Annotated in this window: 12 protein-coding genes; 4 read left to right on the top strand and 8 right to left on the bottom strand. The window is 72.2% G+C overall.

Features of this window, described 5'->3' with window-relative positions; translation table 11 throughout:
* Positions 1 to 24: 24 nt before the first annotated feature.
* Complete coding sequence (gene typA / locus KG111_RS15335) at positions 25 to 1,938, bottom strand: translational GTPase TypA (protein WP_205289647.1); 1,914 nt, start codon at positions 1,936 to 1,938, stop codon at positions 25 to 27.
* Between the two features lie 228 nt (positions 1,939 to 2,166).
* Here typA and KG111_RS15330 point away from each other — a divergent pair, with 228 nt between their 5' ends.
* On the top strand, positions 2,167 to 2,856 hold the full coding sequence (locus KG111_RS15330; RefSeq protein ID WP_205289646.1) for an aspartate/glutamate racemase family protein: 690 nt from the start codon (positions 2,167 to 2,169) through the stop codon (positions 2,854 to 2,856).
* A 106-nt stretch (positions 2,857 to 2,962) separates the two neighbouring features.
* On the opposite strand, the gene KG111_RS15325 is transcribed toward KG111_RS15330, so the two are convergent.
* A complete protein-coding gene (locus tag KG111_RS15325; protein ID WP_205289645.1) occupies positions 2,963 to 3,706 on the bottom strand; it encodes an SDR family NAD(P)-dependent oxidoreductase in 744 nt (247 codons plus the stop codon).
* A 98-nt stretch (positions 3,707 to 3,804) separates the two neighbouring features.
* Between KG111_RS15325 and mshA the strand changes: the two genes are divergently transcribed.
* Together mshA and KG111_RS15315 are read left to right on the top strand one after the other, a co-directional pair.
* On the top strand, positions 3,805 to 5,088 hold the full coding sequence (mshA, locus tag KG111_RS15320; RefSeq protein ID WP_205289644.1) for a D-inositol-3-phosphate glycosyltransferase: 1,284 nt from the start codon (positions 3,805 to 3,807) through the stop codon (positions 5,086 to 5,088).
* Positions 5,089 to 5,181: 93 nt separating this feature from the next.
* On the top strand, positions 5,182 to 5,667 hold the full coding sequence (locus KG111_RS15315) for a type III secretion system chaperone family protein (protein WP_205289643.1): 486 nt from the start codon (positions 5,182 to 5,184) through the stop codon (positions 5,665 to 5,667).
* Between the two features lie 10 nt (positions 5,668 to 5,677).
* On the opposite strand, the gene KG111_RS15310 is transcribed toward KG111_RS15315, so the two are convergent.
* From KG111_RS15310 to KG111_RS15300, 3 genes are read right to left on the bottom strand one after another with little or no spacing between them, the layout of a single operon-like run.
* Entirely contained in the window at positions 5,678 to 6,709 is a 1,032-nt protein-coding gene (locus tag KG111_RS15310; RefSeq protein WP_249666162.1) for a DMT family transporter, read from the bottom strand.
* Positions 6,710 to 6,745: 36 nt separating this feature from the next.
* Positions 6,746 to 7,423, bottom strand: coding sequence for a response regulator transcription factor (locus KG111_RS15305; protein ID WP_205289642.1), 678 nt, complete (start codon positions 7,421 to 7,423; stop codon positions 6,746 to 6,748).
* Complete coding sequence (locus KG111_RS15300) at positions 7,420 to 8,637, bottom strand: sensor histidine kinase (RefSeq protein ID WP_205289641.1); 1,218 nt, start codon at positions 8,635 to 8,637, stop codon at positions 7,420 to 7,422. The genes KG111_RS15305 and KG111_RS15300 overlap by 4 nt, the downstream gene beginning before the upstream one ends.
* 122 nt (positions 8,638 to 8,759) lie before the next feature.
* Between KG111_RS15300 and phoU the strand changes: the two genes are divergently transcribed.
* On the top strand, positions 8,760 to 9,413 hold the full coding sequence (gene phoU / locus KG111_RS15295) for a phosphate signaling complex protein PhoU (RefSeq protein WP_205289640.1): 654 nt from the start codon (positions 8,760 to 8,762) through the stop codon (positions 9,411 to 9,413).
* A 112-nt stretch (positions 9,414 to 9,525) separates the two neighbouring features.
* Here the strand turns inward: phoU and KG111_RS15290 are convergent, their stop codons facing one another.
* The 3 genes from KG111_RS15290 to KG111_RS15280 form a co-directional block, all read right to left on the bottom strand.
* Positions 9,526 to 10,272 carry a phosphoglyceromutase gene (locus KG111_RS15290; protein WP_205289639.1) on the bottom strand — a complete coding sequence of 249 codons (747 nt, stop codon included), beginning with the start codon at positions 10,270 to 10,272 and terminating at the stop codon, positions 9,526 to 9,528.
* 1 nt (position 10,273) lies between these two features.
* Positions 10,274 to 10,879, bottom strand: coding sequence for a copper chaperone PCu(A)C (locus KG111_RS15285; RefSeq protein ID WP_205289638.1), 606 nt, complete (start codon positions 10,877 to 10,879; stop codon positions 10,274 to 10,276).
* A 160-nt stretch (positions 10,880 to 11,039) separates the two neighbouring features.
* Positions 11,040 to 12,203, bottom strand: coding sequence for a UbiA family prenyltransferase (locus tag KG111_RS15280; protein ID WP_205289637.1), 1,164 nt, complete (start codon positions 12,201 to 12,203; stop codon positions 11,040 to 11,042).
* Positions 12,204 to 12,341 lie beyond the last annotated feature (138 nt).

Genomic DNA, 12,341 nt, shown 5'->3' with positions numbered 1-12,341 from the left:
GGCCGACGTACGTGCCGGTGGGGCTCAGGCCTTGTTGGCCTTGCGCGCCCGGCTGGTGATCTTCGCGCGCTCGTTGGCGTCGAGGATCACCTTGCGGATGCGGACCATCTCCGGGGTGATCTCCACGCACTCGTCCTCGCGGCAGAACTCCAGGCACTGCTCGAGGGAGAGCTTCTTCGGCGGGATGAGCTTCTCGAAGTTGTCGGAGGTGGCGGACCGGATGTTGGTCTGCTGCTTCTCCTTGGTGATGTTGACGTCCATGTCGTCGGCGCGGGAGTTCTCGCCGACGATCATGCCCTCGTACACCTCGGTGCCGGGCTCGACGAACATCGTGCCGCGCTCCTGCAGTGACGTCATCGCGTACGCCGTGGCCGCACCCGAGCGGTCCGCGACCAGCGAGCCGGACTGGCGCGAGCGGATCTCACCGGCCCACGGGAAGTAGCCCTCCGAGATGGAGTGCGCGATGCCGGTGCCGCGGGTCTCGGTGAGGAAGTCGGTGCGGAAGCCGATCAGGCCACGGGCGGGGACGACGAACTCCATGCGCACCCAGCCGGTGCCGTGGTTCGTCATGCCCTCCATGCGGCCCTTCCGGTTGGCGAGCAGCTCGGTGATCGTGCCGAGGAACTCCTCGGGGGCGTCGATGGTCAGGCGCTCGAACGGCTCGTGCAGCCTGCCGTCGACCTCCTTGGTGACCACCTGCGGCTTGCCGACGGTCAGCTCGTAGCCCTCGCGGCGCATCTGCTCGACCAGGATGGCCAGCGCCAGCTCGCCGCGGCCCTGCACCTCCCAGGCGTCGGGGCGCTCGGTGGGCAGCACGCGCAGCGACACGTTGCCGATCAGCTCGGCGTCGAGGCGGTCCTTGACCAGGCGGGCGGTGACCTTGTGGCCCTTGCCGCCCTTGCCCACCAGCGGGGAGGTGTTGGTGCCGATGGTCATCGAGATCGCGGGCTCGTCGACGTGAATCAGCGGCAGCGCGATCGGGTTCTCCGCGTCGGCCAGGGTCTCGCCGATGGTGATCTCCGGGATGCCGGCGACCGCGACGATGTCGCCGGGGCCGGCGGACTCGCCGGGCTTGCGCTCCAGGCCCTCGGTGATCAGCAGCTCGGTGATCTTGACGTTCTTCACGCCGCCGTCGCGCCGCATCCAGGCCACGGTCTGGCCCTTCTTCAGCGTGCCCTGCTTGATCCGCAGCAGCGCCAGGCGGCCGAGGAACGGGGAGGCGTCGAGGTTGGTGACGTGGGCCTGCAGGGGAGCGCCCTCGTCGTACTCCGGCGCCGGGATGTTCTCCAGGATGGTGCGGAACAGCGGCTCGAGGTCGTTGCCCTCGGGCAGCGTCGCGTTCTCCGGCTTGGTCAGCGAGGCGATGCCGGCCTTGCCCGAGGCGTAGACCACGGGGAAGTCCAGCGCGTCCTGGGCGTGGGAGTCGTCGAGCAGGTCCATGAACAGCTCGTAGGTCTCGTCGACGACCTCGTCGATCCGGGCGTCGCCGCGGTCGGTCTTGTTGACCACCAGGATCACCGGCATGTTCGCGTTCAGCGCCTTGCGCAGCACGAACCGGGTCTGCGGCAGCGGGCCCTCGGAGGCGTCGACCAGCAGCACGATGCCGTCGACCATGGACAGGCCGCGCTCGACCTCGCCACCGAAGTCGGCGTGGCCGGGGGTGTCGATGATGTTGATGACCATGTCGCCGTCGGCCATCTCCTGCGCCGAGGGACCGCGGTAGTGCACCGCGGTGTTCTTGGCGAGGATGGTGATGCCCTTCTCGCGCTCCAGGTCGCCGGAGTCCATCACGCGCTCGGCGACGGACTCGGCCTGGTGCTCGGTGAAGGCGCCGGCCTGGCGCAGCATGGCGTCCACGAGCGTCGTCTTGCCGTGGTCGACGTGGGCCACGATGGCGACGTTGCGCAGGTCCTTGCGGCGGCGGGTGGTGTCAGACATGGGTGTACGGTGTCGCTCTCGTCGAAGGTCCTCGGGGGCCGCCGGCACCCGGGGAGAACACGGAGGCTCGCTCGGGCGGCTCAGGGCCGTCTGCCAGCCTAACGGCGCACCGCGTCCGGGCTCACATCGTCGGCCGCTGCCCGGACGCTGCCCGGACGCTGCCCGGACGCTGCCCGGCCCGCTGCCCGGCGCCCACCGGGACCCGGCCGGGTCACTAGACTCGCCGGCATGCAGACCATCGGACTCGTCGGCGGCATGTCGTGGGAGAGCAGCGCGGCGTACTACGAGGCACTCAACCGTGGTGTCGAGGAGAGTCTGGGTGGGCTGCACTCCGCCCGCAGCGTCCTGGCCTCCGTCGACTTCGCCGAGGTCACCGCGCTGCAGGAGGCCGAGGACTGGGACGGCGTCGCCGAGGTCCTGCGGGCAGCCGCGATCTCCGTCGAGCGCGCCGGCGCCGACTTCCTGATGCTGTGCACCACCACGTTCCACCGCGTCGCCGAGCAGGTCTCCGACGCCGTCGACATCCCGCTGCTGCACCTCGGCGACGTCGTCGCACAGGCGTGCAAGGCCCAGGACGTGGAGACCGTGGCGCTGCTCGGCACCAAGTTCGCGATGTCGCGCACCTTTTTCACCGACCGGATCGCCTCGCACGGCCTCGAGGTCCTCGTGCCCGAGCCCGAGCGGCACGACGAGATGAACCGGATCATCTACGACGAGCTCGTGCACGGGAAGGTCATCGACGCCTCCCGCAAGAACGTCGTGGCGCTGATCGACGAGCTCTGGGACGCCGGCGCCGGCGGCGTCATCCTCGGCTGCTCCGAGCTCGAGCTGCTCGTCCGCCAGGCCGACTCCGACCTGCCCGTCTTCGGCTGCACGTCTTTGCACGTCGCGGCGGCCCTGGACCGCGCGCTGGCCTGAGGCTGAGCTGTAGGAATCCCCGGTCGACCGGGGATTCCTGCGTTTTTCTGGGGTTCCACCCCCGAAACCCGCCAGGAAACCCCCGCCGGTGTGACGCCTGTGAACCTCAGAGGACCCGGTGCACCTTGTGCGGCGCGGCCTGCGCGCGCGGCTTGATGACGAGCTCGTCGATGTTGACGTGCGCGGGCCGGGTGGCGACCCAGGTGATCGCGTCGGCGACGTCGTCGGCCACCAGCGGGGCGTCGACCCCGGCGTAGACGGCGTCGGCCTTCTCCTGGTCGCCGCCGAACCGGACGAGGGAGAACTCGTCGGTGCGCACCATGCCGGGGGCGACCTCGCAGACCCGCACCGGCTGGTCGACCAGCTCCAGGCGCAGCGTCTCGGTGACCACCTTGGTGCCGTGCTTGGCGGCGGTGTAGCCCGCTCCGCCCTCGTAGGCGCGGCGCCCGGCGATGGAGCCGACGTTGACGATGACGCCGGCGCCGGAGGCGATCAGCGCGGGCAGCAGCGCCTTGGTGACGAGCATCAGCCCGACCACGTTGACGTCGTACATGGCGCGCCACTGCTCGGCGTCGCCCTCGGCGACGGGCTCCAGGCCGAAGGCACCGCCGGCGTTGTTGACCAGTACGTCGACCCGCGGGCCGGCCGCCTCGGCGAGCGCGGCGACCTGGTCGGCGTCGGTGACGTCGCAGGCGACGGCGCGGCCGCCGATCTCGGCGGCGAGGGTCTCGATCCGGTCGGTGCGCCGCGCCGCACAGACGACCTCGAACCCCTCCCGGGCGAGGTGGCGGGCGGTGGCCTCCCCGATCCCGCTGGAGGCTCCGGTGACGACGGCGACGCGGTTGCTCATGACCCCCATCTTGGCCGAACGGGAATGCCGGGCAGACTGGGAGGGTTGACCGATCGCCACCGATCGGTGGCGCGAGACGGTCCGACGCAGGAGGTGACATGGCAGGCTCCCTGATCGGGCGCGTGGCCATGATCAGTCTGCACACCTCGCCGCTGGACCAGCCCGGCACGGGCGACGCCGGCGGCATGAACGTCTACGTCGTCGAGGTCGCCCGCAGGCTCGCGGCCCGCGGCATCGAGGTCGACGTGTTCACCCGGGCCACCAGCTCCCGGCTCGACCCGGTGGTGCCGCTGTGCGACGGCGTGGCGGTGCACCACGTGCCCGCCGGCCCGTTCGAGGGCCTGACCAAGCAGGAGCTGCCCGGGCAGCTGTGCGTGTTCGCCCGCGAGGTGCTGCGCGCCGAGGCCGCCAAGCCGGCCGGCCACTTCGACGTCGTGCACTCCCACTACTGGCTCTCCGGCCAGGTCGGCGCCCTGGCCCGCGACCGCTGGGGCGTGCCGCTGGTGCACTCGATGCACACGATGGCGAAGGTCAAGAACACCGCGCTCGCCGTCGGCGACACCCCCGAGCCGCCCGCCCGGCTGATCGGCGAGCAGCAGGTCGTCGAGGCCGCCGACGTGCTCATCGCCAACACCGACCTCGAGGCCCACCAGCTCATCGACCTGTACGACGCCCAGCCGGCCCGCGTCCAGGTGGTGCACCCCGGCGTCGACACCGACGTGTTCCGGGCGCGCACCGACGCCGAGCGGGCCGAGGCCCGCCGCCAGCGTGACCTGCCGCAGGACGCGCTGGTGCTGCTGTTCGCGGGCCGGATCCAGCCGCTGAAGGCGCCCGACGTGCTGCTGCGCGCCGTCGCCGAGCTGGTCGCGCGGCGCCCCGACCTGCGCCCGCGGCTGGTGGTGCCGGTGGTCGGCGGCCCTTCGGGCAGCGGCCTGGAGCGACCCACCGCGCTGGCCAACCTGGCCACCGAGCTGGGGATCACCGACGTGGTCCGGTTCGTGCCGCCGGTGCCGCAGCACGAGCTCGCGGGCTGGTACTCCGCCGCCACGCTGGTCGCGGTGCCCTCCTACAACGAGTCGTTCGGCCTGGTTGCGGCCGAGGCGCAGGCGTGCGGGGCGCCCGTGGTCGCCGCCGCCGTGGGCGGGCTGACCACGGTCGTCGACGACGGCAACAGCGGCCTGCTGGTCGACACCCACCAGCCGCACGACTGGGCCGCGGCGCTGGAGAAGGTGGCCGGCGACCCGGGCCTGCGGGACCGGCTCGCCGCCGGTGCGCTGGTGCAGGCCGAGCGCTTCTCCTGGGACGCCACGGCCGAGCGGACCCTGTCGGTCTACGAGCGGGCCCGGTCCCTGATGCGCCAGGCGAACCAGCCGGTCGGCTGAGCCGGTCGGCTGAGCCGAAGGGCGCGCTGGGGCGCCCGCCTAGGCTGCCTGCGCAGCCCCGCCCCCGGAAGCGCCCCGCAGAGGAGAACCGCGATGAGTGACCCCGCCGACGTCGTACGCACCTGGCTGCGGGACAACGAGGTCGAGTTCGAGGAGACCGAGGCGCGCCAGTTCAGCTTCGCGCTGCCCGGCGAGAAGAAGCTGCAGACGCCGGTGCGTCTCGACCTCGGCCCGCACGCCCTCGGGGTGCACGCGTTCGTGTGCCGGCGCCCTGATGAGCAGTTCGAGCGGGTCTACCGCTGGCTGCTCGAGCGGAACATGAGGATGTACGCCGTCGCGTTCGGCATCGACACCCACGGCGACATCTACCTCGACGCCCGCCTGCCGCTGTCGTCGGTGAACGCCGAGGACCTGGACCGGCTGCTCGGCTCGGTGCTGGAGTACGCCGACTCCGCGTTCAACACCATCCTCGAGCTCGGCTTCGAGACCTCGATCCGCAAGGAGTGGGAGTGGCGGATCGAGCGCGGGGAGTCCACCGCCAACCTGGAGGCGTTCCGGGGCTGGCTGGAGTCGGACTGACGCAGCGGTCCTACCGGCCGTCGCGACCGGCGTCGCCAGGCACCGCACCAGGCACCGCACCAGGCACCGCCGGAGCCTGCACCGCGGCCTCGGCAGGGTCCGGTCCAGCAATGGGTGCGGCCTCGCGCTTCCGCGGGCGGCGCCGAGCGACGCCGACGCCCACCAGGGCGAGCGCGCCGCCGACGTACGCCGCCACCGGCGGCACCTCGTCCAGGAGCAGCCAGCCCAGCACGATCGTCAGCGGCGGCACCAGGTAGGTGGTCACGCCGAGCGAGGAGGCGCTCATGTGCCGCAGCGCGAAGGCGTACGTCGTGAACGCGATCGCGGTGGGGAAGACGCCCAGGTAGACCAGCCACAACGACGAGGAGAGCGGCGCACGGCCGGCCTGCTCGACGAGCTGGCCGGCCCACGGCAGGCAGGCGAGGGCACCGATCGTGCACGCCAGCCAGGTCACCTGCAGCGCGGAGAGCTGGGCCAGCAGGGGCTTCTGCAGGATCACGCTGACCGCGTACACCGCGGCCGCCACCAGGCACAGCACGACGCCGAGCAGGTCGTTGGGCGCAGCGCCGTCACCCGAGCCGGACAGGCCGATCACCGCCACCCCGGCGAAGGCCAGCACCAGCCCGACGCTCAGGGTCCAGGTGAACCGCTCGCCGAGGAAGGCGGCGGCCAGCAGTGCGATCAGCACCGGGGAGACCTGGATCAGCAGGGATGCGGTGCCGGCGTCCACGCGCTGCTCACCGGCGTTGAGCGAGACGTTGTAGACGCCGAACCACAGCACGCCGATTGCCGCGATCGAGGCCCACTGCCGCCGGGTGGGGCGGGGCATGCCCTGGGCGAGCGCGGCGAGCCCGAGCGCCACCGCCCCCACGGCCAGCCGCCCCAGGGACAGGGCGCCGGCGCTGAAGTCGTCGGCCAGGTGCCGGATGCCGACGAAGGCGCTGGCCCACAGCACCAGGGTCACGCCGACCGCGAGCAGCGGCAGCACGCCCGGGACGGCGGGAGTGTCGGGCCCGGTGACGGGCTGGGCGGCTTCGGGCACGACCCCCACGCTAGGGGGTCGCTCCGACACCCGGTCTCAGACCTCCAGCTTGTAGCCCAGGCCGCGCACGGTGATCAGGTAGCGCGGCTCGCTCGGCTCGGGCTCCACCTTCGCGCGCAGCCGCTTCACGTGCACGTCGAGGGTCTTGGTGTCGCCGACGTAGTCGGAGCCCCAGACCCGGTCGATGAGCTGGCCGCGGGTCAGCACCCGGCCGGGGTTGCGCAGGAACATCTCCAGCAGCTCGAACTCCTTCAGCGGCAGCCGCTGCTCGGTGCCGTTGACGGTCACGACGTGCCGCTCGACGTCCATCCGGACCGGACCGGCCTCGAGGGTGTCGGCGGGCTGGTCGGAGTCCTGGCCGCGGCGCAGCACGGCCCGGATCCGGGCGACCAGCTCGCGCGGGGAGTACGGCTTGGTGACGTAGTCGTCCGCGCCGAGCTCCAGCCCGACGACTTTGTCCACCTCGTCGTCCTTGGCGCTGACCATGATCACCGGCACGTTCGAGGTCTGCCGGATGGTGCGGCACACCTCGGTGCCCGGGATGCCGGGGAGCATCAGGTCGAGCAGCACGATGTCGGCGCCGTAGCGGTCGAACTCCCGCAGCGCGGCGTGGCCGTCGGCGGCGATCGCGACCTCGAAGCCCTCCTTGCGCAGCAGGTAGCCCAGCGCGTCGCTGTAGCTCTCTTCGTCCTCGACGACCAGTACCCGGGTCACGGGCCCTCCTCACGGTTCTGCGGGGTCCCGGCCGGCGGATGCGGCGGGGGCGTGTCCTTGGGGGCGAGCGAGTGCTGCGCGGGGGCGGTGTGCCGCTCGGGCTGCACCGGCAGGGTGAGCGTGAACGTGGAGCCCTGGCCCTCGACCGACCACACCCGTACGTCGCCGCCGTGGGTGGCCGCGACGTGCTTGACGATCGAGAGGCCCAGGCCGGTGCCGCCGGTGGAGCGGTGCCGGGCGGGGTCGACCCGGTAGAACCGCTCGAAGATGCGCTCCACCTCGGCCTCGGGGATCCCGATGCCCCGGTCGATCACGGAGATCTCCACGTCGTCGCCGACCCGGCGCCGGGTCACCACGACCCGTGAGGTCGGCTCGGAGTAGGCCACGGCGTTGGCGACGAGGTTGGCCACCGCGGCCCCCACCTGCTTCTCGCTGCCGACGACCTTGAGCCCGGCCTCGCCCTCGGCGAGCACCGCGATGTCCTTGGCGGCCGCGGCCAGCTGGGTGCCGTCCACCGCGGCGGCGACGACCTCGTCGATGGACACCGGCGTGGGGTGCTCCAGAGGCTCGTCGCCCTGCAGTCGGGACAGCTCGATGATCTGGCCGACCAGCCGGGCGAGCCGCTCGGACTCGGTCAGCATCCTCGAGGCGAAGTGGTGCACCGCCTCGGGGTCGTCGGCGGCGTCCTGCACGGCCTCGGCGAGGATCCGTACGGCGCCCACCGGCGTCTTGAGCTCGTGGCTGACGTTGGCGACGAAGTCGCGGCGCACCTCCTCCACCCGGCGCTCGCGGGTGCGGTCCTCGACCAGCGCCAGCACGAGGCGGGAGCCGAGCGGCGCGACCCGCGCCACGACGTGCCGGGGCAGCCCGCCGGGACGCGGCACGACGAGCTCGGTCTCGCGGATCTGGCCGTCGCGTCGTACCTGGTGGACCACCTCGGCCAGCTCGTCGGAGAGCAGGTCGGTGCCGCGGACGAAGCCCATCGCGTAGGCCGGGGCGGAGGCCTTGAGCACCGTGTCGGACTCGTCGAGCACCACCGCGCTGCTGCGCAGCACGGAGAGCACGGCCGCCACCCCGTCGGGGACCACCGGCTCCTCGGCCGGCGGCTGCCGGCGCTGCTGGCGGTCGCTGAGGTACCAGGCGAAGCCGGCGCCGGCGGTGACCAGGGCGCCGAGCAGCGCGGCCAGGAGGGCCTGCTGCGTCGTCGCGTCCACGCGGCGATCGTACGGCGCCCGACGGGGCCCATCCCCATCGAGGAAGCGGGGCTTCGCACTGTTCATCTGGCGTTCACCCCGAGCGGGTCAACGCCTCATCTGCCCTGCCTAGCGTGCCCGGCATGCGTGAGGCCTACATCGACCAGCTCGACTCCATCTTCGCCGACCTGTCCGCCATCGGCAGGCAGGTGCGCACTGCGGTCTCCCAGGCCACGACGGCCCTGATGACCGGTGACGCCGAGATCGCCGAGCGGGTGATCAGCGAGGACGCCGCCATCGACCGGGCCCGGGAGCGGGTGGAGGAGAAGGCCTTCGACCTGCTCTCCCTGCAGCAGCCCGTGGCCACCGACCTGCGCACCCTCGTGGCGGCACTGCGGATGGTGGCCGAGCTGGAGCGGATGGGCGACCTGTCGGTGCACGTGGCGAAGGTGGCGCGGCTGCGGGTACCGGCGGTGGCGGTGCCCGCCGAGGTCCGGCCGACGATGACCCGGATGGCGGAGGTCGCCGAGGACATGGTGACCCGGGTGGTCGACGTGATCGCCGAGCGCGACGTGGAGGCCGCCATCGCCCTGGGCCGCGACGACGAGGTGATGGACCAGCTGCGCCGCGCCAGCTTCACCCAGCTGCTCGCCGACGACTGGCCGCACGGCGTGGAGGCCGCCGTCGACATCGCGCTCCTGGGCCGCTACTACGAGCGGATCGCCGACCACGCGGTCTCGGTGGCCAACCGGGTGATCTTCGTGGTCACCGGCCACAAGCCGACCGCGGTGGGCTGACCCGGCCCCACTTCAAAACAGAAGCACCGCCTCCCAAGAGATTTCGTCGTGATCTTCGAAGATTCCGACGAATTCGCTTGGGAGGCGGTGCCCCGGACGGCTGGGGGAGAGGTCAGCGACCCTGGTTGGCGACCGCGGCGGCAGCAGCGGCGGCGGTCTCCGGGTCCAGGTAGCGCCCACCCGGTACGACGGGCGCCAGCGTCTCCTCGTCGAGCTCGTAGACCAGCGGCATCCCGGTGGGGATGTTCAGCGCGGCGATGTCGGCGTCGCTGACCTGGTCGAGGTGCTTGACGATCGCGCGCAGGCTGTTGCCGTGCGCGGCGACGAGGACCGTGTTCCCGGCCCGCAGGTCCGGCACGACCGCGGCGTCCCAGTAGGGCAGCAGCCGCTCGATGACCTGCTTGAGCGCCTCGGCGCGGGGCAGCTCGTCGCCGAGGTCGGCGTAGCGGGGGTCACCGGCCTGGGAGTACTTGTCGTCGTCGGGCATCTCCGGCGGCGGGACGTCGAAGGAGCGGCGCCAGAGCATGAACTGCTCCTCGCCGTACTGCTCCTTGATCGCCTTCTTGTCCTTGCCCTGGAGCGCACCGTAGTGACGCTCGTTGAGCCGCCACGAGCGACGCACCGGGATCCAGTGCCGGTCGGCGGCGTCGAGGGCGATCGCGGCGGTGTTGATCGCGCGACGCTGCAGGGAGGTGTGCACGACGTCCGGCAGGATGCCGGCCTCCTTGAGCAGCTCCCCGCCGCGGACGGCCTCGCCGCGGCCCTTGTCGGTCAGCGCGACGTCGACCCAGCCGGTGAACAGGTTCTTGGCGTTCCACTCGCTCTCGCCGTGGCGGAGCAGGATCAGCGTGTACGTCATCTCAGTGACCACCCTCCGGGGACGGGGCGTCGGCGGCGCAGTTGAAGGTGGCGTCGCCGCCCTCCTCGTGGAGACCGGCGCCGTCCTCGTCGGCAGCGGTGCCGTCCTCCTCGGCGGCAGCCTCGGCGCCGTCGCCCTGGTTGGCGTCGAGCTCGGGCACCTCGGTGTACTCGTAGCACCGCTTGACGACCGGGACGCCCACGCTGATGACCTCACCGTTGGAGAAGGTGAGGATGATGTCGACGAAGTTGCCGGCGGTGAAGTCGCCGTTCACCTCGACCGAGGCGTCCTGGGCCAGGTTGATGGTGCCGTCCTTGCCGACCTCGACGGGCTCGAAGTCGGAGGTCAGCGAGTCCTCGGGGGAGCCGACGCTCTCCAGCGCGACGTCCTCGCCGGTGTTGTTGGCCAGCGCGCCGATGAGCTTGCCCGTGCCGGGCTGGGTGGCCAGGATGCGCAGGCCCAGGGCCTCCACGTCGGCGTCGCGGACGTTGACGCCCGCTGCGATCGTGTTGACCCGGTCCGTCTGGTACTGGAAGCCGCAGGACGTCAGGGTCAGCGACGCCGCCAGCAACACTCCGGCGATTGCGGTCGGGCGCAGGTGATGCATGTCGGCGAGCCTCCGCTGCTCTTGTTCGGCGCCGTCTGAGCGGCTCCGGGGTCCGTTTCCTCGCTCCGGGCGCGTGTGCGTAGGAGCGTCCACACTCTAGCGGTCGTGCTCCGGCCGAGCGCTGGGCCCTCTTGGTCCGGACCGATCGCCCGGCTCGAGGTCAGCGCGACAGCCCGACCTGGGCGCCGACCACGACCAGGGCGACGGCCACCACCGTGGTGAAGAGGGTGGACAGCGCCAGCAGGCGGGTCGCACCGAGCTTCAGCCCGAGCTTGAGCGGCAGGTAGGTCCATCCGTCCTCGTGGTCGGCGACCAGTCCCCACACCGAGCGCATGAAGTGCACGCCCACCCCGAGGAGTGCGGCGAGCACCACGATCGGGGTCTCCGGCGCACTGCCCACGGCCTGGCCGCCCCAGCCGCCGTAGGAGAGGTAGGCGGGCAGCAGCGCGTACGACGCCGCCCACGACCACCAGGAGAAGAAGCCGGTGCGGCCGACGACGTTGCCGAGCATGCCGATCGCCACGGCCGCCAGGTAGAGGCAGCCGGCGCGGATGCCGGTGGTGATCGCCAACGGGACGAGCAGCAGGGTGGCGACGACGATGGAGTACCAGACCGTGTCCGGGTGCAGCCGTCCCGCCGCGATCGGCTTGCCGCTCGCGGAGTGCGCGGCGTCGCGCTGCCGGTCGACGATGTCGTTGTGCCAGCCGAGGATGCTCTGCCCGACCAGCACGGTGAGCAGTACGACGCCGGCCTCGCGCGCCGGCCGTCCGGCGGCCGCGGCGATCAGGCCCATCGCCAGCGCGGTGGTGAGGGCCTGCTTGGCGTGGGCCGCCTGCAGCAGCTGCAGCGGCACCAGCTCGGAGGCGGGCCGGCCGCCGAGCAGCCAGCCGCCGAGCCCCGACCGGCTCGCGGACGGCGGCGGGGGCTGGGCTGCGTCCTCGTCCGCGCGCTCCTCCGCGTCCGCAGTCTCGACCTCGCCCGCAGACTCGACCTCGCCCGCAGACTCGACCTCGGCCGCAGTCTCGACCTCGACCGCAGTCTCGACCTCGACCTCGGTGTCGTCGTCGACGTCCACCTCGGTGTCGACGACCTCGTCGTCGACACCGGTCGAGGCCTCCGGCTCAGTGTCGGGAGTGGCCTCGGCCGGTCGCTCCGGCGCTGCGTCGTCGACGACCTCCGGCTCGGGCGTAGCGACGTCGTCGACCTCCGCCTCGGGCGCAGCATCGCGCTCCGCCTCGAGGGTCGACCCCGCCGGGACGGCGCCCTGAGGGGCGGTGTCCTCCCCGGCGGAGCGCTTGCGTCGCCAACGCTGCGTCTTTGCCATGTCGGCAGTATTGACCACGACCGGGGTGACAGGCTGCTGGCCCGCCGAATCGACCTCCCACATCGGCGTGGGAGGGGCGTCCCGGGGTGGTCCCGGGAGGGGGCGGCGAGTGACCGGCCGCACACGCCGGGTCGGCCC

The organism is Nocardioides faecalis, from assembly GCF_018388425.1.
Classification (GTDB): Bacteria; Actinomycetota; Actinomycetes; order Propionibacteriales; family Nocardioidaceae; genus Nocardioides; species Nocardioides faecalis.
The sequence above is the reverse complement of the archived record's forward strand: the minus strand, read 5'-3'. Positions and strand labels throughout refer to the sequence as shown.

Coding starts and splice junctions, on each gene's coding strand:
- KG111_RS15315 (WP_205289643.1), top strand. CDS start 5,182: ATGAGTGACCCCGCCGACGTCGTACGCACCTGGCTGCGGGACAACGAG.
- KG111_RS15325 (WP_205289645.1), bottom strand. CDS start 3,706: ATGAGCAACCGCGTCGCCGTCGTCACCGGAGCCTCCAGCGGGATCGGG.
- phoU (WP_205289640.1), top strand. CDS start 8,760: ATGCGTGAGGCCTACATCGACCAGCTCGACTCCATCTTCGCCGACCTG.
- KG111_RS15290 (WP_205289639.1), bottom strand. CDS start 10,272: ATGACGTACACGCTGATCCTGCTCCGCCACGGCGAGAGCGAGTGGAAC.
- mshA (WP_205289644.1), top strand. CDS start 3,805: ATGGCAGGCTCCCTGATCGGGCGCGTGGCCATGATCAGTCTGCACACC.
- typA (WP_205289647.1), bottom strand. CDS start 1,938: ATGTCTGACACCACCCGCCGCCGCAAGGACCTGCGCAACGTCGCCATC.
- KG111_RS15285 (WP_205289638.1), bottom strand. CDS start 10,879: ATGCATCACCTGCGCCCGACCGCAATCGCCGGAGTGTTGCTGGCGGCG.
- KG111_RS15330 (WP_205289646.1), top strand. CDS start 2,167: ATGCAGACCATCGGACTCGTCGGCGGCATGTCGTGGGAGAGCAGCGCG.
- KG111_RS15280 (WP_205289637.1), bottom strand. CDS start 12,203: ATGGCAAAGACGCAGCGTTGGCGACGCAAGCGCTCCGCCGGGGAGGAC.